At 70.4% G+C, this 25,221-nt stretch carries 21 protein-coding genes; 8 read left to right on the top strand and 13 right to left on the bottom strand.

Annotated elements, in window-relative coordinates; translation table 11 throughout:
• The first annotated feature begins 17 nt into the window (after window positions 1–17).
• Both IT780_RS17775 and IT780_RS17780 read left to right on the top strand, forming a co-directional pair.
• Complete coding sequence (locus tag IT780_RS17775; protein WP_199512677.1) at window positions 18–788, top strand: FadR/GntR family transcriptional regulator; 771 nt, start codon at window positions 18–20, stop codon at window positions 786–788.
• 23 nt (window positions 789–811) lie between these two features.
• Window positions 812–1,564, top strand: coding sequence for a FadR/GntR family transcriptional regulator (locus tag IT780_RS17780; protein ID WP_199512678.1), 753 nt, complete (start codon window positions 812–814; stop codon window positions 1,562–1,564).
• On the opposite strand, the gene IT780_RS17785 is transcribed toward IT780_RS17780, so the two are convergent.
• From IT780_RS17785 to IT780_RS17805, 5 genes are read right to left on the bottom strand one after another with little or no spacing between them, the layout of a single operon-like run.
• A complete protein-coding gene (locus IT780_RS17785) occupies window positions 1,561–2,535 on the bottom strand; it encodes an aldo/keto reductase (RefSeq protein WP_199512679.1) in 975 nt (324 codons plus the stop codon). The two genes, IT780_RS17780 and IT780_RS17785, sit on opposite strands and share 4 nt — an antisense overlap.
• Complete coding sequence (locus tag IT780_RS17790; protein ID WP_199512680.1) at window positions 2,532–3,695, bottom strand: mandelate racemase/muconate lactonizing enzyme family protein; 1,164 nt, start codon at window positions 3,693–3,695, stop codon at window positions 2,532–2,534. Before IT780_RS17790 ends, IT780_RS17785 begins: the two co-directional genes overlap by 4 nt.
• 28 nt (window positions 3,696–3,723) lie before the next feature.
• Window positions 3,724–4,623: a carbohydrate ABC transporter permease gene (locus IT780_RS17795; RefSeq protein WP_199512681.1), complete on the bottom strand. Its 900-nt coding sequence runs from the start codon at window positions 4,621–4,623 to the stop codon at window positions 3,724–3,726.
• Between the two features lie 3 nt (window positions 4,624–4,626).
• Window positions 4,627–5,541 (bottom strand): carbohydrate ABC transporter permease, encoded by a 915-nt coding sequence (locus tag IT780_RS17800; protein ID WP_199512682.1) that lies wholly within the window; start codon window positions 5,539–5,541, stop codon window positions 4,627–4,629.
• Complete coding sequence (locus IT780_RS17805; protein ID WP_233412985.1) at window positions 5,538–6,887, bottom strand: ABC transporter substrate-binding protein; 1,350 nt, start codon at window positions 6,885–6,887, stop codon at window positions 5,538–5,540. The genes IT780_RS17800 and IT780_RS17805 overlap by 4 nt, the downstream gene beginning before the upstream one ends.
• Before the next feature lie 117 nt (window positions 6,888–7,004).
• Here IT780_RS17805 and IT780_RS17810 point away from each other — a divergent pair, with 117 nt between their 5' ends.
• On the top strand, window positions 7,005–8,033 hold the full coding sequence (locus tag IT780_RS17810) for a zinc-dependent alcohol dehydrogenase (RefSeq protein WP_199512683.1): 1,029 nt from the start codon (window positions 7,005–7,007) through the stop codon (window positions 8,031–8,033).
• A complete protein-coding gene (locus IT780_RS17815) occupies window positions 8,030–8,785 on the top strand; it encodes an SDR family oxidoreductase (protein ID WP_199512684.1) in 756 nt (251 codons plus the stop codon). The genes IT780_RS17810 and IT780_RS17815 overlap by 4 nt, the downstream gene beginning before the upstream one ends.
• Window positions 8,786–8,808: 23 nt before the next feature.
• Here the strand turns inward: IT780_RS17815 and IT780_RS17820 are convergent, their stop codons facing one another.
• Genes IT780_RS17820 through IT780_RS17840 form a run of 5 tightly spaced genes read right to left on the bottom strand, consistent with a single transcriptional unit; the run spans window position 8,809 to window position 14,664 of the window.
• Window positions 8,809–9,684 (bottom strand): amidohydrolase family protein, encoded by an 876-nt coding sequence (locus IT780_RS17820; RefSeq protein ID WP_199512685.1) that lies wholly within the window; start codon window positions 9,682–9,684, stop codon window positions 8,809–8,811.
• A 14-nt stretch (window positions 9,685–9,698) separates the two neighbouring features.
• A complete protein-coding gene (locus IT780_RS17825) occupies window positions 9,699–10,736 on the bottom strand; it encodes an ABC transporter permease (protein WP_199512686.1) in 1,038 nt (345 codons plus the stop codon).
• On the bottom strand, window positions 10,729–12,243 hold the full coding sequence (locus IT780_RS17830) for a sugar ABC transporter ATP-binding protein (protein ID WP_199512687.1): 1,515 nt from the start codon (window positions 12,241–12,243) through the stop codon (window positions 10,729–10,731). Before IT780_RS17830 ends, IT780_RS17825 begins: the two co-directional genes overlap by 8 nt.
• 25 nt (window positions 12,244–12,268) lie before the next feature.
• Window positions 12,269–13,330 (bottom strand): sugar ABC transporter substrate-binding protein, encoded by a 1,062-nt coding sequence (locus tag IT780_RS17835; protein WP_199512688.1) that lies wholly within the window; start codon window positions 13,328–13,330, stop codon window positions 12,269–12,271.
• Window positions 13,330–14,664, bottom strand: a complete 1,335-nt coding sequence (locus IT780_RS17840) for an enolase C-terminal domain-like protein (RefSeq protein ID WP_199512689.1) — start codon at window positions 14,662–14,664, stop codon at window positions 13,330–13,332. The genes IT780_RS17835 and IT780_RS17840 overlap by 1 nt, the downstream gene beginning before the upstream one ends.
• Window positions 14,665–14,824: 160 nt before the next feature.
• On the opposite strand from IT780_RS17840, the gene IT780_RS17845 reads away from it, so the two are divergent.
• Entirely contained in the window at window positions 14,825–15,529 is a 705-nt protein-coding gene (locus IT780_RS17845) for a FadR/GntR family transcriptional regulator (protein WP_199512690.1), read from the top strand.
• A 9-nt stretch (window positions 15,530–15,538) separates the two neighbouring features.
• Here the strand turns inward: IT780_RS17845 and IT780_RS17850 are convergent, their stop codons facing one another.
• Window positions 15,539–17,905 carry an RICIN domain-containing protein gene (locus tag IT780_RS17850; protein WP_372443714.1) on the bottom strand — a complete coding sequence of 789 codons (2,367 nt, stop codon included), beginning with the start codon at window positions 17,903–17,905 and terminating at the stop codon, window positions 15,539–15,541.
• Window positions 17,906–18,126: 221 nt separating this feature from the next.
• On the opposite strand from IT780_RS17850, the gene IT780_RS17855 reads away from it, so the two are divergent.
• Window positions 18,127–19,611, top strand: a complete 1,485-nt coding sequence (locus IT780_RS17855; protein ID WP_199512692.1) for an arabinofuranosidase catalytic domain-containing protein — start codon at window positions 18,127–18,129, stop codon at window positions 19,609–19,611.
• 29 nt (window positions 19,612–19,640) lie between these two features.
• Window positions 19,641–20,930: a ricin-type beta-trefoil lectin domain protein gene (locus IT780_RS17860; RefSeq protein ID WP_199512693.1), complete on the top strand. Its 1,290-nt coding sequence runs from the start codon at window positions 19,641–19,643 to the stop codon at window positions 20,928–20,930.
• A gap of 40 nt (window positions 20,931–20,970) precedes the next feature.
• Here IT780_RS17860 and IT780_RS17865 read toward each other — a convergent pair whose 3' ends face one another.
• Window positions 20,971–21,360: a winged helix-turn-helix transcriptional regulator gene (locus tag IT780_RS17865; protein ID WP_199512694.1), complete on the bottom strand. Its 390-nt coding sequence runs from the start codon at window positions 21,358–21,360 to the stop codon at window positions 20,971–20,973.
• Window positions 21,361–21,423: 63 nt separating this feature from the next.
• On the opposite strand from IT780_RS17865, the gene IT780_RS17870 reads away from it, so the two are divergent.
• The gene (locus IT780_RS17870; RefSeq protein WP_199512695.1) at window positions 21,424–22,173 is read left to right on the top strand and encodes an SDR family NAD(P)-dependent oxidoreductase; all 750 of its coding nucleotides are present in this window, start codon (window positions 21,424–21,426) and stop codon (window positions 22,171–22,173) included.
• 23 nt (window positions 22,174–22,196) lie between these two features.
• Here IT780_RS17870 and IT780_RS17875 read toward each other — a convergent pair whose 3' ends face one another.
• Window positions 22,197–25,052 (bottom strand): glycosyl hydrolase family 95 catalytic domain-containing protein, encoded by a 2,856-nt coding sequence (locus IT780_RS17875; RefSeq protein ID WP_199512696.1) that lies wholly within the window; start codon window positions 25,050–25,052, stop codon window positions 22,197–22,199.
• Window positions 25,053–25,221: the final 169 nt, after the last annotated feature.

The raw sequence follows: 25,221 nt of genomic DNA on the forward strand, positions 1-25,221 counted from the left end.
CGACGGTGGAGGGCACCATGACGGAATCGGAGAACGCTGCCGTGAGCCGGCTCTTTCCGCCTGCCCGGCACCGGCGACCGGCCAACCTCGCCCGCGCGATCACCGCCGAGCTCGTGGAACGCATCGTGCGAGGCGTGCACCCGCCCGGCAGCTCCCTGCCCCCCGAACCGCTCCTGGTGGACGGTTTCGGCGTCAGCCGCACGGTCGTCCGCGAAGCCGTCAAGCTCCTGCAGGAGAAGGGCCTGGTGCAGGTACGCCAGGGCGCCGGCACGGTGGTCACCCCGCCGGCGATGTGGGACATGCTCGACGAACTCGTGCTGGGCGCGACCATCACCGAGGACGACGGTGTCATGGTCCTCGACGACCTTGTCGTCACCCGCCGCCTTCTCGAGGCTGACATGGCGAATGTGGCCGCCCGCGTGGCCGGAGCTGAGGCGGTCGAGCAGTTGCGTGCGCTGGTCGGCCGGATGGACGACCTGGTCGGCGATCACGTCGCGTACGCCGAGCAGGACCGCGCCTTCCACGACACGATCATGCGGACGTCGGGGAACCGCATCGCCCGTGCCGTGGTGCGGTCGCTGGAGAGCCAGGTGGTCAACACCGCGCGCTACCTGGGACGGCCGGAGCGGGCGCTGTGCGTGGCCTCCAACCAGGGGCACCGGCGCATCTACGAGCGCATCGCGGCGGGCGACCCGGCCGGCGCCGCCGAGGCCATGTTCACCCACATCACCGATGCCTGGCTGGTCCGCCGCGGCGGCGCCGGCGACCCGGCCCGGCTGCGCCGCTGAGATCGCTCGGTAAGGTACGGGCCATGACGGCTCAACCCGACGCGTTCAAGCTGCCACCCCGGCGCCGCGCCGAGCGGCTGAGCGTCGCCGTCGTGACGGAGCTGGTCGAGCTGATCGTCACCGGACAGCTGGCCGAGGGCCAGTTGCTGCCGCCCGAGGGTCCGCTCAGCGAGCACTTCGGGGTGAGCCGCACCGTCATCCGCGAGTCGGCCAAGCGGCTCGAGGAGAAGGGCCTGGTGATCATCAGCCAGGGCCGGGGCACCCAGGTCGCCCGATCCGGCTCGTGGAACATGCTCGACCCGATCGTGCTCTCCGCGCTCATCGACAACGACGAGTCGCTGGGCGTGCTGGACGAGCTGACCGTCGTGCGGGGAAACCTCGAGGCCGCGATGGCCGGCGCGCTGGCGGCACACCGTACCGCCGAGGAACTGACCCGCGTCGAGCACGCGCTGCAGGTCATGCGCGACATGCAGCACGAGAGCGACTCGTTCCGCCAGGCCGACGTGGTCTTCCACCTCACGGTGATGGAGCTCTCCCGGAACCGTCTGGCCGAGAACATCACCAAGCGCCTCTACCGCCGCGCGCTCGAGAGCACCAGATACCACGGCATGGGGTACGAGGGAGCGTTCAGCTCCACCATCGACCAGCACGCCGTGGTCGTCGACGCCATCGCCCGCCAGGACGTCGCGGCGGCGGAGCAGGCGATGCGCGACCACATCATCGGCTCCTGGCAGCAGCGCCGGTTCGGCCCCTCCCCGGACGGCGAAAAACGCTAAGGCACGCTCCGCGCCGGGATGAGACCCTCCGCAACGAGATCGCGCCACAACTGCGCGGGGACGGCGCACTCGAAGTGCCGCAGATCGTCATCGACCTCCTGCGGTGAGCGCATGCCGACGGCGATGGCGTCGACGGCCGGGTGCAGGCGCGGGAAGGCGAGCGCCGCGGCGGGCAGGTCGACACCATGGTCGGCGCAGATCGACGCGATGCGGCCCGCTCGTGCCGTCACCTCCGGGTCGGCCGGACGATACTCGTAGGTGGCTCCGGGAACCGGTCGCGTGGTGGCCAGGAGGCCGGTGCCGAAGACCCCCGCGGCGACGACCGGCACGCCCGCGCTCAGCGCCGGGACGAGAACCTCGTCGAGGCCGCTGTGCTCCAGCAGGGAGTAACGGTTGGCCAGCATCACCACGTCGACGAGGCCGTCCTCGATGATGTCGCGAAGCCCGGCGGTGGAGTTGGTTCCGATGCCCACGGCCTTGACGAGGCCGGCGGCCTTCAGCGGCGCCAGCGAGGCGAGACCCTCCCGCGCGGCGCCCTCCCACGCCTGGTCGGGATCGTGGACGAGGGCGATGTCGACCGTGTCGAGACCCAGCCGGGACAGGCTCTGCTCCAGTGAGCGCCGCACTCCCGCCGGGGAGAAGTCCCAGCTGCGGACGAGGTCGCCGGGAACGGCGAATCCCTCCGTGTCGCTCGCGGCCGGCCGGGGGTGGGGAACGAGCAGCCGGCCGACCTTCGTGGACACGACGAAATCGTCGCGCGGCCGTTCGCGCAACGCGGCTCCGATGCGCCGCTCCGACAGACCGAGACCGTAGTGCGGTGCGGTGTCGAAGTAGCGCAGACCGGCGTCCCAGGCCCGCTCCATCGTGCGCCGCGCCTCGTCGTCGTCCATCGGCCGGGCGAAGTTGCCCACCGGTGCGCCGCCGAAGCCGAGAACGCCGTGCCGGGTCCGCGCCCGGTCGAGGATCGTCATGAGAGCTCTGCCCGCTCCCGCACGGATTCGGGAACCAGGCGCAGGCCGGCGCGGCCGGGGCGGACGTGCGGCCCGGCGTGGCGTGCGGCCGGGTCCGCGGCCCGCGCGGCGACGATGCCGTCCTCGTCGACCTCGATGCCGATACCCGGTGCGTCGCCGAGCACGATGCCTCCGTCGTCGTACTCCTGGTCGACCCGCAGGCCGATCGGCGCGCTGAGACCCTGCACCTCGAACGCCAGATGGTTGGGTACCGCCGCGGCGGCGTGCGCCACCGGGTTGGCGTGGTAGGCCACCGGGCTCACCGGCAGGTCGTGGCTGTGCGCCACGGCGGCGACCCGGAGGAAGTGGGTGATGCCCCAGACGTTGCCGACCTGGACGACGTCGACCGCATCAGCATCCAGCAACGGCCGGTACTGCTCGAGGCCGGTGAGGTTCTCGCCGGTCGCGACGCCCGCCCGGATCCCGCGGCGCACCGAGGCGAGCCCGGCGGCGTCCCAGCGGCGCACCGGCTCCTCGACCCAGGCGAGATCGACCGTACGCTCCAGCGCGGTCACGTACCGGACGGCCTGCGACCTGTTCCACGACTCGTTGGCGTCGAACATCAGGGCGGGATGGGCGGAGTTGCGGCCCAGCACGTCGCGCAGGATCGTCAGCCGGCGCAGGTCGTGTTCCAGGTTCCTGCCCCCCTTCAGCTTGCCCGAGCTGAAGCCCCGGTCGGCGAACTCCGCATAGAGGTCGGCGAGCCGGTCGTCGTCGAGCGCGATGTCGAGGCCGGACGCGTAGCCGGGCACGAACCGGTCGAGGGCGCCGAGCGTACGCCAGAGGGGTTCGCCGGCAGCTTTCGCCTTGAGATCCCACAATGCCAGGTCGATGGCGCCGATCGCGCCGAACGTCGCGCCCGCGTGCCCGGTCTTGAACACCCAGGCGAGCATCCGGTCGTAGAGCGCCGTCACGGCGCGCGGATCCTGCCCCTCCACGGCGCCGAACACCCGCTCGACGTCCTCGTGCGGACCGATCCCCACCCCGTCGATCCCCTCGTCGGTCTCGAGAATCAGCACGTGCACGTCGGTACGCGGCCGCGACATCACTCCGTTGGCGTCGCCGATCAGCCGCCCCCAGTTGTGCTCGGTCGTCACGCTGCGGTACCCGGTGACCTTCACAGTTGCTCCTTCTCGGCAGGTCCTCGACTCATTCCTTCGTGCCGCCCGCCGTCAGGCCGGCGACCAGGAAACGCTGGGCGAAGAGAAAGACGATCAGCACCGGCAGCACCGAGATCACCGTGGCGAGGGCCAGCGTCGGCAGCTGCACGGACTGCATCCCGGCGGAACTGGGATTGAACGCGGGGGTGGAGGCGAGCAGGGAGGTGAGCCCGACCTGGACCGGGTAGCCGTCGCTCGACGGCAGCATCACGAACGGCAGGAAGAAGTTGTTCCAGCTCTGCACGAAGCTGAAGAACGCCACCAGGGCGACGATCGGGGCGGCCAGCGGCAGGGCCACCCTCGTGAACACCTGGAGCTCGGTGCAGCCGTCGATGCGGGCGGCGGCGAGCAGGTCCCGCGGGATGCTCGTGGAGAAGTAGATGTACGTGAGGTACACCCCGAACGGGAAGAAGGACATCGGCAGGATCACCGAGAGCGGGCTGCCGATCAGGCCCACGCTGTTGAGCTCGAGGAAGATCGGCAGCACGAGCGCGGTGTTCGGGATGAGCATGACGACCAGCGTCAGGACCAGCAGCGTACGCCGGAACCGGAACCGGGTCAGGGCCACCGCGTAACCGGCCGGGATGCTCGCGATCAGCGTGATCACCAGGGCGCCCACCGCGTACAGCGCCGAGTTCGCCACCCAGGCCGTGACCGCGCCGTCCTGGAAGGCGAAGAGCTGATGCCAGTTGGCCGCCAGGTCGCCGAACCCGCCCGGCTCGAAGGGATCGTCCACGACGAGGCCGCGTGCCGATTTCGTCGTCGCCAGCAGCAGCCAGACGATCGGGATGAGGAAGAAGAGCACGAAGATCGTCAGCACGACCCCGGCGATCGCCCGGCCGCTCCAGCCGCTGACCCCGGGCCGCCGGCCGCTTGGCGCTGTCGTCATGGTTCAGTCCGTCTCGAACAGGCCGCCGCGCCACACGAACACCGCGGAGAGCGCGAGGGCGATGACCAGCAGCAGCAACGAGATCGCCGCCGCGCCGTTGAAGTCGTTCTGCTGGAACGCGTACTGGTAGGCGAGCTGGTTGAGCGAGTAGTCGTTCGGCACGACCGCGTTGCTGGCCTGCGAGAGCAGTTGCGGCTCGACGAAGAGCTGGGTGCCCGCGGCGAGCGACATGATCCCCATGTACGAGATCCACTTGCGCAGCATGGGCAGCTGGATGCGCCAGGCGATCTGCATCGGACCGGCACCGTCGATGCGGGCAGCCTCGATCACCTCGGCGCTGATGTTGTTGAGCGCGCCGTACATGATCACGATCCAGCCGCCCGCACCGGTCCAGAACGCGATGATGGCGAAGATCGGGGGCAGATGGGCCGGCACGATGACCTCGATGAAGCTCGCCAGGCCCAGGAGCCGCAGCAGGCCGCCCACCGGGCTGGCGGTCGGGTCGAGCAGGAACAGCCAGAGCAGCACGCTGGACGCGCCGGCCAGCGCCCCGGGGAGGTAGAAGATCAACCGCAGCGAGCTGCTGAGCCAGCGCAGCCGCACGGCGTGCACGACGACCGCGAGGACGGTCACGAGCAGCACCAGCGCGATGAGCCAGATCGCGAGGAAGGACGCGACGTGGCCGGCCGCGGGCAGGAACCGGAAGTCCTCGACGACCTTGGTGAAGTTGGCGAGCCCGGCGAACCCGCCGTTCGCGTCGGTGAAGGCCAGGTACAGCGCGTACAGGGCCGGCAGGATCCCGAAGGCGACCGTCAGGGCCGTGTAGAGGCTGATGAAGGCGTAGCTCGTCGCGCTCCGGGTGCCGGGCCGGCGGCGGACGAGCGCCACCGGCCGGGCGAGCTGTCGCACCGCGGTCATTCGACCGTGTAGCCGTCGACCTTGGCCTGGTTCTTGATCGCCGTCTCCCAGGCGGGGAGCAGATCGACCAGGCTCTTGCCGTCCGCGATGGCGGGCGTCATGGTCTTGGCCCAGATGGCCTCCTGGCTGAAGATCCCGGAACCCCACCCGTCCCAGATCTCCCCGCCGGCCTTGACGACGGGTTGCAGGTCCGTGGCGTAGTAGCCGCTCGACTCCTGTTTCTTCACCCACTTGTCGGCGGCCGCAGCGAAGGCGGGATACCCGGGGGCCAGGTTCACCTGGTAGTCGTCGGCGGTGGTGACGAACTCGGCGAACGTGGCCGCCGCCTTGAGGTTCTTCGAATGGCTGCTGATGAACCAGGTTCCGCCACCGACGTTGCCGGTCACCGCGGTGTCACCCTGCCAGGCGGGCGGTGCCGCGACGCCGAGCTGCCCCTTGGGCACGTCGAGGGACTGCGGGTTGTTGAAGATGGCGCCGGCGTACCAGGCCGGTCCCGGCATGACGAGGACCTTGCCCGAGTATTTCTTGACGAATTCGGGGGTGAAGACGCTGATGTTGGGGGTGGTGCCGTTCTTGATCAGGGTGTCGAGCATGGCCGCGGCGCGCTTGCACTCCGGCGTACCCGTCTGGACTGTGACGGACCGGGGCCCGGTGATGCCGTTCGCGCGGCACTTGCTGCTCCAGAAGAACGTCTCCGGCGTCCAGGCGTCGCCGACGGTGCCGACGATGTAGCCCGGGTGCTCCCGCGCGACCCGCTCGCCGAGCGCCTGATAGTCCTCCCAGGTCGTCGGCACCGAGTAGCCGAACTTCGCCAGCAGCGTCTTGTTGTGCCAGAGCACCACCTGGGCGAGATCATTGCGCAGGCAGTAGACCTTGCCCTCCACGGTGCACGGGGCGAGCGAGCCCGGCGTGAACCCGTCGAGAGTGGCCTTGGGGACCAGCCCGTCGCTCAGTACGGCCGCGAAGGCCTGCTTGCCGCCGGACTTCTGGGCCGCCCACGCCGCGTCGTTGTTCTGGGTCGAGAACACGACGTCCGGCCACCCGCTGCCGGCCCGGTCGAACAGCTGCATCTTCGTCCGGAAGGAGTTGGACCCGTTCGCCGATCCGTCGTAGCTGACCACCTTGACCGGCACGTCGGGGTGGGCCTTCTTGAAGGCCTCCGCCGCACCCGTACGGTCGGCGTCGACCCACACGGTGATCTCGGCCTTGTCGTCCTGGGCGACCTGGGGAAAGCCGTAGGAGCCGGTCGAGGTGCCGCCGCCGCTCCCTCCGCCACAGGCGGCCAGCGCCAAGGCGGTGACCAGAACACCGGCGGCGCCGATCGAAGCTCGCGTGATTCCACCCATGGTGACGTCCTTTGTCGGGGTGACCGTATTGACGGGGAGTTCAACGACACGAAATATAAGAGCATACGTATGATGTCTGCAAGGGTGCGGGAGCGCCCGGCGAGAAGGGATCGGCGGATGAAGGGTGCGGCCTACCTGGGCCACGGTCGCCTGGGGACGGTGGCCGTCGACGTTGCGCCGCCGGGCCCCGGCGAGCTCCAGATCGCGGTCGCCTATTGCGGGCTCTGCGGCACGGACCTGCACATCGCCCACGGCGACATGGACGCGCGGGTCCGTACCCCGCTCGTCTTCGGCCACGAGACGTCGGGCACGGTGGCAGCCGTCGGCGCCGGCGTGCGGGACTGGGCGGTCGGCGATCCGCTCACGGTCATGCCGCTGATCTGGGACGGCACGTGCGCCGCCTGCCTCGCCGGCCATCAGCACATCTGCCAGAACCTCGTCTTCGTCGGCATCGACTCCCCCGGCGGCCTCCAGCAGCGGTGGAACGTCCCGGCGTCCATCGCGGTGCGCCTGCCCGCCGGCCTGAGCCTGCGCACCGCCGCACTGGTCGAGCCGGTCGCCGTCGCGGTCCATGATGTCCGGCGATCGGAGCTGCAGGTCGGCGACCGCGCCGTCGTGGTGGGGGGTGGTCCGATCGGCCTGCTCATCGCCGTCGTCGCCCGGGACGCCGGGGCGGACGTCCTCGTGGCGGAGGTCGACGACACCCGTCGCGCCCGCATCGCCGGGCTCGGGCTCCGGGTGATCGACCCCCGGGCCGACGACCTGGCCGGCGAGGTGGAGCGCTGGACGGACGGCGCCGGGGCGGACGTGGTCTTCGAGGTGTCGGGGGCCGCCGCCGCGGTCCGCTCCACCACCGCGCTGGCCAAGGTGCGGGGAACGATCGTCGTCGTCGCCATCCACACCGCCCCGCGAGAGCTCGACCTGCAGCGGGTTTTCTGGCGGGAGCTGCGGCTGCTCGGCGCGCGGGTCTATCACCGCGGCGACTTCGATCGTGCCGTGGAGCTGCTCCGCCGCGACCGCATCCCGGTCGACACGCTCATCTCGGCCGTCGTCCCGCTGGCGGAGACGGCGTCCGCGATCGAGGAGCTCTCGGCCGGCCGCGCCATGAAGATCCTTGTCGATGTCGCCGGGGAGGCGGGGTCATGACAGAGCTGTTCGACCTGCACGGGCGGCTCGCCGTGGTCACCGGCGCGCGTCGCGGCATCGGCCGCGCCATGGCCGAGGCGCTCGCCCGCGCGGGCGCGGACATCATCGGGGTCAGCGCCCAGCTGCGGGAGGACGACGAGGTCGCCACTGCCGTCCGGGCGCTCGGCCGCTCGTTCGAGGCGTACGCGGTGGATTTCGCCGACCGTGACGCCGTGCTGGCCCTGGGCGGTGAGCTCGCCGCGCGGGCCCCGGACATCCTGGTCAACAACGCCGGCACGATCGAACGCGCTCCGGCCGCACAGCACCCGCTCGAGTGGTGGGACCGGGTGCTCGAGGTGAACCTGTCCAGCCAGTTCGCGCTGACCCAGCCGGTGGCCGGGCCCATGCTGGAACGCGGCAGCGGCAAGATCGTGTTCACCGCGAGCCTGCTGAGCTTCCAGGGCGGGATCAACGTACCGGGCTACACGGCGGCGAAGTCGGGCATCGCGGGGCTCACCCGGGCGCTGGCCAACGAGTGGGCCGGCCAGGGGGTGAACGTCAACGCCATCGCGCCGGGCTACGTGGCCACCGACAACACCGCCGCGCTGCGCGCCGACCCGCAGCGATCGCGGGCGATCCTCGACCGGATCCCGGCGGGTCGCTGGGGACGCGGCGACGATCTCGCCGGTGCGGTGGTCTTCCTCTGCTCGGCGGCCTCGGACTACGTCTCCGGCGCGATCATCCCGGTGGACGGCGGCTGGCTCGGGCGCTGACGCGGCGTCGTCCATGGGCCGGGCTAGCGGCCGGCGAGCCGGTAGACGCGAAGCGCGGTCCGCCACCAGATCTGCTCGCGTTCCCGCTCGTCGCACTCGGTCAGCAGCTCGGCCAGTGTCTCGATCCAGTCCCGGTAGCCGGTGGCGAGCAGACACACCGGCCAGTCCGAGCCGAACATCAGGCGGTCCGGTCCGAACGTGCCGAGGGCGTGGGACACGGCCGGCGCCAGGTCGGACGTCCGCCACGACGACCAGTTCGCCTCCGTCACCAGACCGGACACCTTCGCCGACACGTTCGGCAGCCGCGCCAGGGTCCGGAGGTCATCGGCCCAGCCGCGCAGGTCCCGACCGGCCAGCGGCGGCTTGCCGAGGTGGTCGAGCACGAACGACACCTGGGGCAGGCCGGCGACCAGCTCGATGACCGCGGGCAGCTGCTGGTGCCGGATCACGAGGTCGAAGGCCAGACCGGCGTCCGCCACCGCCGCGATCCCGCGACGGATGTCGTCGCGGGCGAGAAACCCCGGGTCGGGCTCGCCCTGGACGAGATGGCGGATGCCGGCCAGCTTGCCGCCGCCGGGCAGCGTACGGAGGTGGCCGATGCGGCCGGCCACGTCCGGGGCGGCGAGGTCCAGCCAGCCGACGACGCCCAGGATCAGGTCGTGGTGCGCCGCGGTCGCGAGCAGGTCGACCGTCTCCGCCTCGGAGTGGATCGACTGGACGACGACGGTGCCGCGGACACCCGCGGGTCCGGTCTGCGCCGCGAGCTCGGCGGGTCCGAAGTCCGCGTCGATCGCGGCCATGCTCACCGGGTCTATCCAGGGCTGCGGATGGCGTTCTCGGTCCCACAGGTGGTGGTGGGCGTCGATGGCGTTCGCGGGTACGCCGCGCCGTGGCTCCATAAGGCGTCCTCTCGCTACTCCTGGGCCTTGCCCCCGGTGATCCGGGAGACGACGAGGGCGATGATGATGATCGCGCCGTTGAGCGCGCCGATCCACTGTGCCGGTACGCCGGCGAGGGTCAGCACGTTCTGGATCATGAAGAGCAGCAGGATGCCGGTGAACGCGCCGAACATCGTCCCCTTGCCGCCGTTGAGGCTGACGCCACCGATGACGGCGGCGGCGAAGACGGTGAAGATGGCCCCGTTGCCCTGCGACGCCGCCACGGAGGCGAGCCGGCCGGAGAGCATGAGCCCGCCGAGCGCGGCGAGGGTACTGGCACCCACCAGCGCGATCCACAGCACGCGGTCGGTACGGATGCCCGCCGCCTTCGCCGCGTCGACGTTGCCGCCGATCGCGTACAGGGAACGGCCGAAGCCGGTGTAGCCCAGCAGGACGATGCCCGCCACGAAGGCGACGACGCAGATCCAGATCGATGCCGGGACGCCGAACCAGACCGCGGTACCCGGGTACATCATCGACTCCGGCAGGTTGAAGAACGTCTGGCCGCCGGAGATCCCGGTGAGCAGGCCCCGCAGGACGATCAGCATGCCCAGCGTCACGATGAACCCGTGCAGCCCGAACCGGACGATCAGCGCCGCGTTCGCGACGCCGATGAGCGTGCCGGCCAGCAGCGTGACCGGGATCGCCCACGCGCCGGGGAGCAGCCCGGTGCCGTGGCCGGCGCCCGGCGCGACGGTCAGCCAGGCCGCGACGCCCGGCGCGAGGCCGAAGGTGGACTCGAGTGACAGGTCCATCTTGCCGGCGACCAGGACCATCGTCTGTGCCAGCACGAGCAGCGCGATCTCGGACATGGTCTGCCCGATGTTGATCAGATTATCGGGCTGCAGGAAGACCGGGTTGACGATCTGGCCGACGATGGCGATCAGCACGATCGCCGGCACCAGGGCCAGGTCCCGCAGCCGGGCGACGGTCAGCCGTCCCCCCGTACGGCGCGGTGCTCGTCCGGCCGCCGGAGTGGCGCCGTCGGCGGTGGCGGTCACGGTCTCAGACATCGGCGGTCAGTCCTTCCATCGCGGCCACCAGGTCCCGGTCACGCCAGCCGCCGGGCATCCCGGCGACGATCCGGCCCTGGAACATCACCAGGACTCGGTCGCACAGACGCAGGTCGTCGAGCTCGTCGGAGGCCACGACCGCGCCGGTGCCGGCCGCGGCGACCTGGTCGACCTTGTCGAGAAGGAACTGCTTCGACCGTACGTCCACGCCCGCCGTGGGCGTGATGAGCACGAGCACCGTGGGATCGTTGGCGAGGGCACGGGCCATGACGACCTTCTGCTGGTTGCCGCCGGAGAGGCCGGAGACGGGCAGCTCCGGGCCGGGGGTCTTGATGGCCAGGGCGTCGATCAGGGTGCCGGCGATCGCATCCCGGCGGCGGGTGCTGAGAAAGCCCGCGGCTCCGAGCCGTTCCGGGATGGTCAGGGTGGTGTTGTCGGCGATCGACATACCGGCGACCAGGCCCTGCCGGTGGCGGTCCTGCGGCACGAACCCGACCCCGCCGGCCAGGGCGTCACCGACGTCACCGGGGCGCGGGACGCGGCCGGCGACCGTGACCGTGCCGGCGTCGGGGGCGCGGAGCCCGACGATGGTCTCGGCCAGCTCGGTCTTGCCGCTGCCGCCGGCGCCCGCCAGTCCGACGATCTCGCCGGCGGCCACCTGGAACGAGATGTCGTCGTACCGGCCGCTCAGGCTCAGACCCGCCACGTCGAGGACGACGTCCCGGTCCCCGGCCGGCGCCCTCCTCGTCCGCGGAAGGTCGAGCGCCGTGGCCTCGCCGGTCATGGCGGCGACGAGGTCGGCGTGCGGCAGGTCGGCGACCGGCGCGGTGACGATGTGCCGGGCATCGCGGAAGACGGTCACCATGTCGCAGATCTCGTAGATCTCCTGCAGGTGGTGGCTGATGAACAGGAACGTGACGCCCTGGGCCTGCAGGTCGCGGATGCGGGCGAACAGCCTCGCGATCGCGGCGGCGTCCAGCTGGGCGGTCGGTTCGTCGAGGATGATGAACCGGGCCCCGAACGACAGCGCCCGGGCGATCTCCACGAATTGGCGCTCCTCGACGCTCAGGTCCTTCGCCGTGGCGCCGACGTCCACCTCGACGGACCAGGCGGCCAGCAGCTCCCGGGCGCGCCGGTGCAGCGAACGCCAGCTGATCAGTCCGCTGCGGCCCCGGTCGTACCGGTTGAGCAGCAGGTTCTCGGCCACGGTGAGCTGCGGGATGATCGTGGACCGCTGATAGACGCACGCCACGTGGCGCCGCCAGGCGTCCCGGTCGGACAGCCGCGGTGCCGGCGCGCCGCCGAACCGGACCTCTCCCGCGTCGGCGGCCTGCAGTCCCGTCAGGATCGACACGAGAGTGGATTTGCCGGCGCCGTTGCGCCCGACGAGCGCGTGGGTCTCCCCCGGCAGCACCCGGAGGTGGGCCCCGTCGAGCGCCGTCGTGGAGCCGTACCGCTTGGAGATGTTCGTCGCCTCCGTGACGGGCTGCTTCTCGTTACCGCTCATGCGCCTGCGTCCTCCCTGCGGCCGGTCAGCCGATGTTGTTGCCCCACAGGGACTTGTCGTCCGGCTTGACGCTCGGTACGCCCCCGTGCTTCTCGCCGCTCGCGGTGACCAGCGGCGCGGAGAGCTGGTCCTCGAGCACCCCGTCGCGTACCTGGAGGATGGTGCTGTCGTGGTCCGTCGGACCCGGCTGGAACGTCTTGCCGTCGATGGCGGCCTTGAGGTAGAAGAGCGCGTACTTGGCGTAGAGGTCGGCCGGCTGGGAGACGGTGGCGTCGATGTTCCCGGCGGCGATCTCCTTCAGCTCCTGGGGGATGCCGTCGTTGGAGACGACGAAGACGTGCTTCGGGTCGCTCGGCGGCACGAGCAGGCCGCGCTGCTTCAGCAGCTGGAGGGTGCCGGCCAGGGCGAAGCTGGACTGCATGTAGACACCCCTGATGTCCGGGTGCTCGGTCAGCCGGATCTGCAGCTTCTGCGATGCGGTGGCACCGTCCCAGTTCGTGGCCTCACCGAAGACCGTGATTCCCGGATAGTTCTTCTTCATGCAGTCGTTGAACGCCTCGGTACGGTCCCGGCCGTTGATGGACGCCAGGTCCCCCTCCAGCATGACGACCTTGCCGGCGCCCTTGAGGCTGCTGCCCAGGAACTGACAGGCCTTCTCGCCGTACGCGCGGTTGTCGGCGCGCACGACCATGAAGACCTTGCCCTGATCCGGGCGGGTGTCGATGCTGACCACCGGGATCTTCTTGGCCTCCAACGACTGCAGCGCCGGCGCGATGGCGGCGGTGTCCTGCGGTGCCATGGCGATGCCCTTGACCCCCTGGCTGATGAACGACTGCACGTTGGAGGTCAGCTTTGCGACGTCGTTCTGCGAGTTCGTGGTCTTCAGGTTCAACCCGAGCTCGGTCGCGAACTGGGGCGTGTACTTGATGTAGGAGTTCCAGAAGTCGGTGTCCGACCGGGGATAGTCGACGCCGACGACGGCGGCGGCGCCGTCCCCGGTCGTCGCATCGTCGCCGCCGCAGGCGGTCGACAGCGAGGCGGCGGACAGCAGGACTGCCGCTGTAGCGGCGATGCTTCTCAGGTTCATCACGACTCCCTGTTCCGAACCGGCCGGTCCCTCGTCGCTTGCGCGTTCCACTGAGGTCCCGTGGGGAAGGTGTGTGCCGCCACGGACGCCGGGTGCATCCGCGCCCCGATGCCGGGGGCCTCCGGCGCGACGTAGCGTCCGTTCCGGATGACCACCGGATCCACGAAGTGCTGGTGCAGGTGGTCGACGTACTCGATGACCCGGCCGGCTGTGCTGCCGCTGACCGCCACGTAGTCGAACATCGCGAGGTGCTGGACCATCTCGCACAGGCCGACGCCGCCGGCGTGCGGGCAGACCGGCACTCCGAACTTCGCGGCCAGGAGCAGGATCGCGAGGTTCTCGTTCACGCCGGCCACCCGGGCGGCGTCCAGCTGCAGAACGTCGATCGCCCCGGCCTGCAACAGCTGCTTGAACATGACCTGGTTGGCACAGTGCTCGCCGGTGGCGACCTTGATCGGTGCCACCGCAGCGCGGATCGCGGCATGGCCGAGCACGTCGTCCGGGAACGTCGGTTCCTCGATCCAGTACGGGTCGTACGGTGCCAGCGCCGCCAGGCTGGCGATCGCCTGCTCGACGCCCCAGGCCTGATTGGCGTCGATCGCGATCGGGATGCCGGCGCCCACCGCCTCCCGGGCCAGGGCCATCCGCCGCAGGTCCGCGTCGCTGTCGGCGCCGACCTTCAGCTTGATCAGGCGGAATCCGTCGGCCACCGCCTCCCGGGACAGGCGGACCAGCTTCTCGTCGCTGTAGCCGAGCCAGCCGGGAGTCGTGGTGTACGCGGGGTAGCCATGGGCGAGCAGGTCCTGCTGCCGCTGGTTCCGCCCCGGCTGAGCTCTCTGCAGGATGTCGAGCGCCTCCTCCGGGGTGAGCGCGTCGCGCAGGTACCGGAAGTCCACGAGCTCCACCAGGTGCGCCGGGGACATGTCGGCCAGCAGGCGCCACAGGGGTTTTCCCTCGCGGCGGGCGTACAGGTCCCATGTCGCGTTGACGATGGCACCGGCGGCCATGTGGATCGCGCCCTTGTGCGGGCCGAGCCATCGCAACTGGCTGTCGCCGGTCAGCCGCTCGGAGAACGCGCGCAGGTCGCCCAAGACCTCGGCGACGGGCAGTCCCACCACCAGCGGCGTCAGCGCCCGGATCGCGGCGACCTGGACGTCGTTGCCGCGCCCGACGGTGAAGGCGAGCGCGAACCCCTGCTCGCCGTCGCTGGTGCGGATGGTCACGTACGCCGCCGAGTAGTCCGGCTCCGGATTCATCGCGTCGGATCCGTCGAGCTCACGGGAGGTCGGGAACCGGACGTCGACGGCGTCCACCGCGGTGATCACCTCGGCCATGGCCACATCCCTTCGCATCGGGAGCCATGGGATGTCTTTATAATCGCCGGCCGTCGCCACGTCTAGACACGTCGATGAAATACGCCGATAACATCCTGTTGTTCCGAGCAGTGGGCCTACAAAGATCTCGAGACATGGGATGGCTGGTACCGTGGCGCCCATGTCGCAGACCGACAAGGCGCTGACCCGCCTCCGCGAGATGATCCAGTCCGGGGAGCTGCCGCCGGGGTCCCAGCTGCCGCCCGAGCAGGAGCTCGCCTCGGAGCTCGGCGTGGGCCGGAACATCATGCGTGAGGCCGTCCGCGCACTGGTGGCCGCCCGCGTGCTCGAGGTGCGGCGCGGCAACGGCACCTTCGTCACCAGCCTCGAGCCACGCCTCCTGCTGCAGGGCATCAGCAGCGCGGTGGAGTTGCTGCGCGGCGCGACCATGCTGGAGCTGACCGAGGTGCGCCGGCTGTTCGAGAGCGCGGCCACCGGCCTGGCCGCCAGCCGCATGTCGCCCCGGCAGCTCGCCGAGGTCCGGGGTCATCTCGAGGCCATGCGCGCGGCCGCCAACGACGTGGAGCTGCTCAACCAGCACGACGCCGCGTTCCACCGCGCGGTGGTCGCCGCGACGGGCAACGAGACCCTGTCCACGGTTCTCGACGGCATCTCCAGCCGTACGCTGCGTGCGCGGGTGTGGCGCGGGCTCGTCGACGCCGACGCGGCCGACCGGACGTTGCGCGAACACGAGGCGATCTACGACGCGCTGGCCGCGGGCGACCCCATCCGGGCGCAGGCCGCCGCGTTGATGCACATCACCACCACCGAGAACTGGCTACGCGCCCACCTGCGCGACGACACCGACCTGCCGAGCGGCCCCTGACCCGTCCGCTCACCCGACGGTCCATCGCTGGTTGGCGCCGCCGTGGCACGCCCAGAGGTTGATCTTCGTGCCGTTGGCGGTACCCGCTCCGACGGCGTCGAGGCACAGCCCGGACTGGACGCCCGTGATCGTTCCGTCGGCATTGAGGTTCCACTGCTGGTTCGTCTGGCTGTTGCAGTCCCAGACGATGGCGGCGGTGCCGTTTGCGGTGCCCTGCCCGCTGGCGTCCAGGCACTTGGTGCCGCCGTACACGGCCAGCTGTCTGCCGGACGTGTAGGTCCACGTCTGGTTCGTCGCACCGGTGCAGTCCCACAGCTGGGTCTGGGTGCCGTTGGTGGTGGTCGCGCCCGGCACCTCCAGGCATCGACCGGACTGGGCACCCACGACTCGCGTGCCCTGCGGAGTGCTGCCGCCCTGCGGTCCGGCCGAAGCCATCACGGCCTGGGCGCCCGCCGGCCAGTTCCCGTTGGTGACCGTGACGTTGTTGTTCACGACGTTGCCGCGGTCGCCGTTGGTCACGTTGGTGCTGCTGCTGCTCGCCCAGTTTCCGGCGACGGTGAAATTGCCCATGTTCTCGCCACCCCAGTAGTTAGCGGTGGCCCACGTGCCGACGGCTGAGAAGACATTGCCCGTTGCGGCGTAGTACTTCGAGCCCTCGTCGAAATACAACCCGAACCATCCATTCGTACGCAGGCAGTAGTTCCCGTCGATTCGCGCGCCCGGGTTCCACGACAGCGTGTAGATGCAGCCGCCGTCGGTCATCTGTTGCATCACGTCGTGGATGGAGTTCCCGACGAGCCGGTTGTTGGAGGCCGTGGTAGCCGTGGTGTACCGGGGCTGATAGTTGTACAGGCCACGGTTCGCGTACTGGTTGCTGCCGCCGGGCTCGTTGGAGCCCCAGCCGTACCCGATGGACATGCCGGAGTACGGCAGGTTGTAGACCTCGTTGTGCGACAGGGTCGCGGTGGTGACATAGGTCGTCAGGGTCGCCACGCTGCCCCGGTATTCCAGGCCCAGGTCGTGGATGCGGTTGTTGCTGATCGTGATGTCCCGGTTGACCATCCGGGAGTCGGCGGGATGGTGGGCGTCGGCGCGCACGCCGCCCACCACGATCCCGCCGGCCGAGTTGCGGGCGATCTCCGATCCGGTGACGGTGACGGTTCTCGCGCCGAGGCCGACACCGCTGGCATGGGCGTTCGCGTCGTTGCCGATGCCGATGGCCGTCTGGCCCAGGTTGACGAACCGGGAGTTGCTGAAGGTGATGGCCTCGGCGGCGGAGACCTGGACCGCGGCGGGCATCTGACTCCAGTGCGGCCGGGTGGCCTCGAACTGGGTGCAGCCCTCCTGACAGGCGGACAGCGCCGGCCAGTCCCAGTTCCCGGCGAGGTACGCGCCGGTCTGCTGGTCCGCGAAGCCCTGGTTGCTGCCGGCCCCCAGCCAGCTCGTGCCCGTGAACGTGATCCCGCTGAACGAGATGTGGTGCGCGGGTGCGTCGTACGTGCCACCGACATCCACCAGGGACTGCAGCGTCGGCATCTCCACGCTGACGGTGCTCAGGTTCTGTCCGGGCAGCGGGGCGTAGTACAGCACCCCGGTCCCGGAGTTGAGATACCACTCCCCCGGCGAGTCCAGGAACTCGTAGGCGTTGGTGAGGTACAGCGGACCGGCCCGATGGGGGCTGGTGAAGGTGTCGTACCCGAACGTGTTGTTGCTCCAGCCGGGCTGCTGCATCGTGATGGCGTTCCCGCTGATGTTCTGCACCGACACGTACCGGTCCGTGAACGAGTTGACGCTCTCCATCTGGATCCGGCTCTGATTCGCCAGGTTGTTGAGGTACGTCAACGCACCGTTGCTGAACCTGAGGCCGGCGGTGGTGGCAGTGAAGTCCGACCGGTTCACCTGCGTACGCGCCCGGGTGGCGATGGCCCCGTCGACGTAGAGCTGCCGGGTGTCGATCCCGGCGCCGACGTCGGCCCGCCAGATGTTGCGCCCGGCGTCGGCCAGGGTCCACCCTGTGACCGCCCGGGCGCCACTGATCGCCGGATGCGCCGACGGGGCCGCCTGCCACACCACGGTGTGGCCGTTGGTGCCGGAGTCCTCGGCGGTCAGCCGGAACGGCGCCGACAGGCGGTACGTCCCGTCGGCCAGCTGGACCACGATGTCGTCGGACATCGCGTCGTTCAGCGACCGTACGGCGGCCTGCGCGCCCGCCAGCGAGCACGGCTGGGCGGCGGAACACACCGACCCGGTGCCGGACGGGGAAGCGTAGATGGTCGTGGACGCCGCCAGGGCAGGGGTGGACCAGGCGGTGAGTCCCACCGCGGCGGCCAGCACCGCCGCGGCGACTCCGGCCGGCGTTCGCAGCGCGGACAACATGGGCATCTCCTCGCGACCATCCATGTGACGTATGACGTCCTGCCGGGACGGTAAGGGCGAATGGAGAAGGTGTCAAGAGACGACCATCAATCTGCTAATCATGCTCCGGCGTCTCCGAAATTGGCTGCAGGAAAACCGTAATGGAATCGGCTCCGCGAGAGTCGTATTGACTGCCGCCGATGCCCAGTCGCATGCTGGCCGGGCGAATCGGAGGGCCGACCATGCTCGTATCAAAGAACCGACATGTCCATTACCGGCGACTTCTCGCGGTGGCCGCCGCGGTCGTCGTCGTCCTCGGCGCGGGCACCGCGGCGGCAGCGGCGGTCATCCAGCCCGGGCAGAGCGCCACCATCGTGGGCAGCGAATCCGGACGGTGCCTGACCGTCCCGAACTCCAGCACCAGCAACGGCACGCAGGTGCAGTTGTGGGACTGCGCCGGTACCGCCGGTCAGACCTGGACCTACACGTCGTCGAAGCAGCTCATGGTGTACGGCAACAAGTGCCTCGACGCCTCGGCGCAGGGCACGAGCAACGGCACCGCGGTCATCATCTGGGACTGCAACGGGCAGGCAAACCAGCAGTGGAACGTCAACGCCGGCGGCACCATCGCCGGTGTCCAATCCGGACGGTGCCTGGACGCCAACGGGCGCGGCACGGCCAACGGCACGGCCATCATCCTCTGGGACTGCAACGGACAGGCCAACCAGCAGTGGAACTCACCGGCCGGACCTCCGCCGACCGGAGGCGGCCCGTGCGACATCTACTCGTCCGGGGGTACGCCGTGCGTCGCCGCCCACAGCACGGTGCGCGCGCTCTACCGCTCGTACGCCGGCAACCTCTACCAGGTACGGCGCTCGTCCGACAACGCCACCCGCAACGTCGGTGTCCTGACCACGGGAGGCACCGCCGACGCCGCGGCGCAGGACTCGTTCTGCGCCGGGACCGCCTGCGTCATCACCGTCGTCTACGACCAGTCCGGGCGCGGGAACGACCTCTGGTACCAGGGATCGAGCGTCGTCCCCGGCTCCTCGCAGAGCCGCCCGGCGACCGCGACGTCCGAATCGCTGTCCATCGGCGGCGCCAAGGCCTACTCGCTCTACATCAACCCGGGGAACAGCTATTGGCGCGACGGCCACGCGACCGGCGTACCGACCGGCAGCGCACCCGAGGGCATGTACGCGGTCTTCAGCGGCACCCACGTCAACAACGGCTGCTGCTTCGACTACGGCAACAGCGAGACGACCCGGGCCGCCGATGCCGCCGGCGCCATGGACGCCCTCAACTTCGGTACGCAGTGCTGGTTCGGCGGCTGCTCCGGCACCGGACCCTGGGTCCAGGCGGACCTCGAGTGGGGCCTCTACCCGGGTGGCAGCCAGTCCTGGAACCCGAACCAGCGGGCCTTCACCAGCAAGTTCGTCACGGCGACGCTGAAGAACAACGGGACGTCCCGCTTCGCCATCAAGGGCAGCAACGCCCAGTCCGGCGGCCTCTACACGCTCTGGGACGGCGCCCTGCCGCCCGGCTACAGCCCCATGAAGAAGCAGGGCGCCATCATCCTCGGCAGCGGCGGCGACTGCTGCAAGCCCGGCGGCGGGGCCAACCTCAGCGCCGGCACCTTCTACGAGGGAGCCATGGTCGCCGGCTACCCCTCCGACGCGACCGAGAACGCGGTGCAGGCCAACGTCATCGCCGCCGGTTACCGCTGAGCCGCACCACCACAGGGAAGGGAGAACCCATGCGAACGCTGCTCACGGTCACCGCGACGCTCGTGCTCACCGCCGCCGGGCTCACGGGCATCGGGCCCGCGCCGGCCGCCGCGGCCCCCACGGCCCTCGCGGCGAGCGCCGGATGCGGCAAGCCGCCGACGCTGACCAGCGGGCCCCGGACGATCCAGACCAGCGGCAAGACCCGCAACTACATCCTGCGGATCCCCGACACGTACGACAGCAACCACCAGTACCGCCTGATCTTCGGCTTCCACTGGAACGGCGGTACGGCCAACGACGTCGACTCGGGCGGCACCAGCGGCTACCCCTGGTCGTACTACGGGCTCAGGGCCCTGTCGAACAACAGCACGATCTTCGTCGCGCCCCAGGGCTTCAACAACGGCTGGGCGAACTCCGGCGGCGAGGACGTGACCTTCGTCGACGACATGATCAGGCAGATCGAGGCCGGGTTGTGCGTCGACACGACCCAGCGTTTCGCCGGAGGTTTCAGCTACGGCGGCGGCATGAGCTACGCGCTCGCGTGTGCCCGTCCGACGGTGTTCCGCGCGGTCGCCGTCTACTCCGGCGGGCAGCTCAGCGGATGCAGCGGCGGCACCGAGCCGGTGGCGTACATCGGGTTGCACGGACTGCGGGACCCCGTCCTGAACATCTCGCAGGGCCGGGCTCTCCGCGACAGGTTCGTCAGGAACAACGGTTGCACGCCGCAGAACCCGCCCGAGCCCGCGCAGGGCAGCCTCACGCACATCGTCACCACCTACTCCGGCTGCCGGGCCGGATATCCGGTGGCGTGGGCCGCATTCGACGCGGGCCACACCCCGGGTCCCGTGGACGGGTCCTCCGGCGACTACGAGCCCGGAGAACGGTCCTGGACCCGCGCGGTGGTGTGGAACTTCTTCACGGGCGAGACGCCGCCACCCGCCCCGGCCACGTTCCGGCTGCGCAGCGAGCCCGCGGGCCGCTGCCTCGACGTCAACGGCGCGAGCTCCGCGAACGGCTCAGAGATGATCATCTGGGACTGTCATGGCAACGCCAACCAGCAGTTCACCCAGAACGGGCAGGAACTGCGGGTGCTGGGCAAGTGCCTGGACGTGCCCGCCGGCACCGCGGGTACGCGCGTACGGATCTGGGACTGCAACGCGAGCTCGGGCCAGCACTGGAACCTGAACAGCAACGGCACGATCAGCAACGCGCAGAACGGCCTGTGCCTGGACGTCAACGGCGCCGCCACCGCGAACGGCACCGCCGTCGTCCTCTGGAACTGCCACACCGGCGCCAACCAACGCTGGGCCAGAGCCTGAAGGCGTCATCGTGGGGCCTCCGCCGGAGGGCGGAGGCCTCTCAATCCGCCGTCTGCTGCTGAGCGGCGAGCAGTTCGGCACGGTTGCGGCCGAACCAGCCGAGCAGGTCGGTCAGCGGCCCGGCCAGGCTCATTCCCAGCTCCGTCAGGCTGTAGGTGACCTGCGGCGGGACGGTCGGCTCGACGGTGCGGACGACCAGGCCGCTACCCACCAGAGCCTTGAGGTGCTGCGACAGCATCTTCTGGCTGATCCCGCCGATCCTCCGGTGCAGGGCGGAGAACCGGTGCGGCCCGGTGACCAGCGCGGCGACGATCAGCGTGCCCCAGCGGCTGGTGACCTTGTCCATGATCGGCCGGGTCGGGCACTCGCTGTCGAACGTGTCACCGGCCAGCAACCGCAATGATGTATTGAGCTGGTCTCCTACCGTCATGGCAGCAGCTTACGAAAAGGTACGTACTACCGGGCAGTGAGCGGTGCGCCTACCTTCGCGATCATGAACACATTGCAGAACCGCACCGCCGTCGTCACCGGAGCGGCCAAGGGCATCGGCGCCGGCATCGCGGCCCATCTGGCCACCGCGGGGGCGAATGTCGTCGTCAACTACCGATCCGACGAGGCCGCCGCGGCCCGGGTCGTCGCGTCGATCACCGCGCTCGGCGGGCAGGCGATCGCCGTACGGGCCGACGTGTCGCAGGCCGCCGACGTGGCCGAGCTGTTCCGGGCCGCCCGGCACGCCTTCGGTCCGGTCGACATCCTGGTCAACAACGCCGGGGTCTACTCGTTCGCGCCGCTGACCGCCGTCAGCGCGGGCGACTTCGAGCAGCAGGTCGGCACCAACGTGCTGGGCACCCTGCTGACCATGCAGGCGTTCGCCGGGCAGGACGACCTGGGGCCGGCCTCCATCGTCAACGTGTCCACCGCCGGCACGATGAGCCATCCGCCGTACGCCGGGCTCTACGTCGCGACGAAGAGTGCGGTGAACGCGCTGACCGTGGTCGCCGCGAAGGAGCTCGCCGCGCGCGGCATCCGGGTGAACGCCATCGCGGCCGGTGTGTCCGACACCGACGGCACCCGGGCGATGGGCTTCATCGGCTCGGCCCAGGCGCAGCAGGCGGTCGCGGAGATCCCCCTGGGCCGGCTCGGCGCTCCGGACGACTACGGCCCGGTGGTGACCTTCCTGTCCTCCGACGCGGCTCGCTGGATAACCGGCGACATCGTGCTCGTTTCCGGCGGCCAGCGTTAGACCACGCAGCAACGGATGAACGCCTAGACGCGTTGCAGGCGGAATCGCTGGTTGGCGGCGGTGTCGGACGGTGTCCACTGGGAGATGCGGGCACCGTCGGCGGTGGAGGCCTGCCACACGTCCATGGCCAGGCCGCTCTGCCGGTTGATGAGGCTGACCACCTCCCCGCCGTGGTCGACCAGCCGCCACTGCTGGGCGGCGACGCCGGTGTCGCGTTGCTGGGTGATGTCCGCGCCGGTGCCGGTGCCGGCGACCTGCAGGACGAGTCCACTGTGCCGGGCCCGGATGCGGTAATAGCCGCCGTCGGAGGGCAACAGCTCGAACTGCTGGTTGAGTCCGCCACCGACCGGCCACTGGATCAGCGTGGCACCGGCGGCGGTGGACGCGCCGTTGATGTCGGCGGCCTTGCCGCTGTGCTGCGCCACGAGCCGGTACACGCCGGTCTCCCCGGGGTCCGAGGTCGCGGCGGAGATGCGGTAGGTGTGTCCGCCCTGCCCGGCGAACTCGACGAGATCGGCCTCGAGCCGTACGGGCTGGACCGGGCTGCCGCTCGTGTCGTCGCGCAGCTCGACGTCGCCGATGAGGGCCCGGCCGCGGACCCGTACCGTGCCGGCACGGTCGGGCGTGATGACGAATTCCGTGCCGGTGCTGCTCCAGGTCGCGCCGACGGTGTATCCGCCCCTGCCGCGCAGACCGGCGACGCTACCGGCGGACCAGGCCGGCGGCAGGGCGGGCAGTACGTGCAGTTCGCCGTTGTGGCTCTGCAGCAGCATCTCCGCGATGCCCGAGGTGGCGCCGAAGTTGCCGTCGATCTGGAAGGGCGGGTGCAGGTCGAACATGTTGGGCGCGAGGCGGTCGGTGCGGACGAGATCGCGGAGCAGCTTGTGGGCGCGCGCGCCGTCCTCCAGCCGCGCCCAGAAGTTGATTTTCCACGCGAGCGACCAGCCGGTGCCGTCGTCCCCGCGCAGCTCCAGCGTCCGGCGTGCCGCGTCGTACAGCTGTGGCGTGCCTCGCCTGGTGATCTGGTTGCTGGGGTGCAGGCCGTACAGGTGGGAGACGTGCCGGTGGTTCGGCTCGGTCTCGACCCAGTCCGCCAGCCACTCCTGGATGTTGCCGCGCGAGCCGACCCGCATCGGCGCCAGCCGGTCCCGTGCCGCCAGCACCTGACTGCGGAAGGTGGCCTCCACGCCGAGGACCTCGCTCGCCCGTGCGCAGCCGTTGAACAGGTCGCGCAGGATCTGGTTGTCCATGGTGGGCCCCGCGCACACGGAGGCGTTCGCGTGGTGGGGCAGCTCCGGCGAGTTGGACGGGTTGGTGACCAGGTACCCGAGCGACGGGTGGGCGACCAGCGTGTCGAGGAAGAACTGCGCGGCACCCTTCATGGCCGGGAAGTTCGCGCGGAGGAACTCGACGTCGCCGGTGAACTGGTAGTGGTTCCAGATCAGGGTGGCGAGCCAGGCCCCGCCGGTCTGCCACATGCCCCACAGGGCGCCGTCGACGACGGACGCGCCCCGCCACGCGTCGGTGTTGTGATGCGTGACCCAGCCGCCGGCGCCGTACTGCAGCTGCGCCGTGCGCGCACCGGTCACGGTCAAGTCCTTGATCAGGCCGACGACCGGCAGGAAGCACTCGGCGAGGTTCGTCGTGCCGGCCGGCCAGTAGTTCATCGGCAGGTTGGCGTTGATCGTGTACTTCGAGTCCCACGAGGGCGCCATCTCCTCGTTCCAGATGCCCTGCAGGTTCGCCGGCTGGGTGCCCGGCCGCGACGAGGAGATCAGCAGGTAGCGGCCGTACTGGAACAGCAGCGCCGAGAACTGGGGGTCGTTCGCGCTCGCGTGCTGGGCGATCCGCACGTCGGTGGTCTGGTCGGCCGCCGCGGTGCGCCCGAGGTCGAGCGTCACCCGGTTGAACAGCGCCTGGTAGTCGGCCACGTGCCGGGCGCGCAGCTGGTCGAACGCGACGCCCCGGGCGGCGTTGAGGTGGCGTCGCGCGATGCCCTGGTAATCGCCGTTCACGGTGCGGAAGTCGACGTAGCTCGAGCCGATCGACACCAGCACGGTGACGCTTGTCGCGCCGGTCACCCGCAGCGTGCCGCCGGAGCTGCTGACCGTACCCCCGGTGGCGACGGCGCCGGCCAGGGCGAGGAAGCGTACGGAGCCGGCGATGCCCTCCATGCTGCCGGAGACGCCGTCGAGGGCGATCGTCGCCGAGTCCGGGCTGGACACGGTGGTCCGTTGCGGGCTGTCGAACGTGGCGCTGAAGCTGATCGCGTTGTCCCGGTCGGCCGTCAGCCGGGCGACGATCACCTGATCGGGTGCGCTCGCGAACACCTCCCGCTGATAGCGCACACCGTTCAGCACGAACGTGGTGGTGGCGGTGGCGGTGGTGAGATCGAGCGTCCGGTCGTACTGTGCGGCCGTACCGGTGTTCCCGAACGCGAGCCGGAGGTTCCCGACGGGCTGGTACGCCAGCTCCCCCGCGGGATTGCCGAGCATCGCCTGGTTGATCAGGTCCTGCGCCTGGGTCCACTGGTCGGCGAACACGCGGCGCCGGATCTCCGGCAGGGCCGCCGCGCCACGGGCGTTGGCGGAGTCGTACGGCCCACCCGCCCAGACGGTGTCCTCATTGAGCTGGAACCGTTCCGTGTCCACCGCGCCGAAGACCATGGCACCGAGGCGCCCGTTGCCGACCGGCAGGGCGCGCAGCCACTCCGACCCGGCCGGCTCGTCGTACCGGAGCATCAGGTCGTTGACGGCCCGCGACGGCGACGATCCCGCCGGGCCTGCCTGCGCGCCAGCGGTCCACCCCGTGGGCAGCAGGGCGGCTCCGGCTCCGGCGGCACCGGCCGCGAGGAGCTTCCTTCGCGTCACTTCTGTCATCGTGTCTTCTCCAAGCTGGCGGCCGGCGCGGGCGGGAGCCACGTCGCGCGCGGGAAGCCGGTCGAGCTGCCCGGATGCGCGGCGGCCGCCCGTGGCGGGCGGCGACGGAGATCACGGTCCGGAGGCGAACCGGCTCGCTCGGCTCAGCCGGTCATGAGACGTCACACGT

It is taken from the genome of Nucisporomicrobium flavum (assembly GCF_016464385.1).
GTDB lineage: Bacteria > Actinomycetota > Actinomycetes > Mycobacteriales > Micromonosporaceae > Actinoplanes > Actinoplanes flavus_A.

Bases quoted from the DNA above. Each gene is read 5' to 3' on its own strand.
- IT780_RS17775 (WP_199512677.1), top strand. From the start codon at position 18: ATGACGGAATCGGAGAACGCTGCCGTGAGCCGGCTCTTTCCGCCTGCC.
- IT780_RS17780 (WP_199512678.1), top strand. From the start codon at position 812: ATGACGGCTCAACCCGACGCGTTCAAGCTGCCACCCCGGCGCCGCGCC.
- IT780_RS17785 (WP_199512679.1), bottom strand. From the start codon at position 2,535: ATGACGATCCTCGACCGGGCGCGGACCCGGCACGGCGTTCTCGGCTTC.
- IT780_RS17795 (WP_199512681.1), bottom strand. From the start codon at position 4,623: ATGACGACAGCGCCAAGCGGCCGGCGGCCCGGGGTCAGCGGCTGGAGC.
- IT780_RS17800 (WP_199512682.1), bottom strand. From the start codon at position 5,541: ATGACCGCGGTGCGACAGCTCGCCCGGCCGGTGGCGCTCGTCCGCCGC.
- IT780_RS17805 (WP_233412985.1), bottom strand. From the start codon at position 6,887: ATGGGTGGAATCACGCGAGCTTCGATCGGCGCCGCCGGTGTTCTGGTC.
- IT780_RS17810 (WP_199512683.1), top strand. From the start codon at position 7,005: ATGAAGGGTGCGGCCTACCTGGGCCACGGTCGCCTGGGGACGGTGGCC.
- IT780_RS17815 (WP_199512684.1), top strand. From the start codon at position 8,030: ATGACAGAGCTGTTCGACCTGCACGGGCGGCTCGCCGTGGTCACCGGC.
- IT780_RS17820 (WP_199512685.1), bottom strand. From the start codon at position 9,684: ATGGAGCCACGGCGCGGCGTACCCGCGAACGCCATCGACGCCCACCAC.
- IT780_RS17825 (WP_199512686.1), bottom strand. From the start codon at position 10,736: ATGTCTGAGACCGTGACCGCCACCGCCGACGGCGCCACTCCGGCGGCC.
- IT780_RS17830 (WP_199512687.1), bottom strand. From the start codon at position 12,243: ATGAGCGGTAACGAGAAGCAGCCCGTCACGGAGGCGACGAACATCTCC.
- IT780_RS17835 (WP_199512688.1), bottom strand. From the start codon at position 13,330: ATGAACCTGAGAAGCATCGCCGCTACAGCGGCAGTCCTGCTGTCCGCC.
- IT780_RS17840 (WP_199512689.1), bottom strand. From the start codon at position 14,664: ATGGCCGAGGTGATCACCGCGGTGGACGCCGTCGACGTCCGGTTCCCG.
- IT780_RS17845 (WP_199512690.1), top strand. From the start codon at position 14,825: ATGTCGCAGACCGACAAGGCGCTGACCCGCCTCCGCGAGATGATCCAG.
- IT780_RS17850 (WP_372443714.1), bottom strand. From the start codon at position 17,905: ATGTTGTCCGCGCTGCGAACGCCGGCCGGAGTCGCCGCGGCGGTGCTG.
- IT780_RS17855 (WP_199512692.1), top strand. From the start codon at position 18,127: ATGCTCGTATCAAAGAACCGACATGTCCATTACCGGCGACTTCTCGCG.
- IT780_RS17860 (WP_199512693.1), top strand. From the start codon at position 19,641: ATGCGAACGCTGCTCACGGTCACCGCGACGCTCGTGCTCACCGCCGCC.
- IT780_RS17865 (WP_199512694.1), bottom strand. From the start codon at position 21,360: ATGACGGTAGGAGACCAGCTCAATACATCATTGCGGTTGCTGGCCGGT.
- IT780_RS17870 (WP_199512695.1), top strand. From the start codon at position 21,424: ATGAACACATTGCAGAACCGCACCGCCGTCGTCACCGGAGCGGCCAAG.
- IT780_RS17875 (WP_199512696.1), bottom strand. From the start codon at position 25,052: ATGACAGAAGTGACGCGAAGGAAGCTCCTCGCGGCCGGTGCCGCCGGA.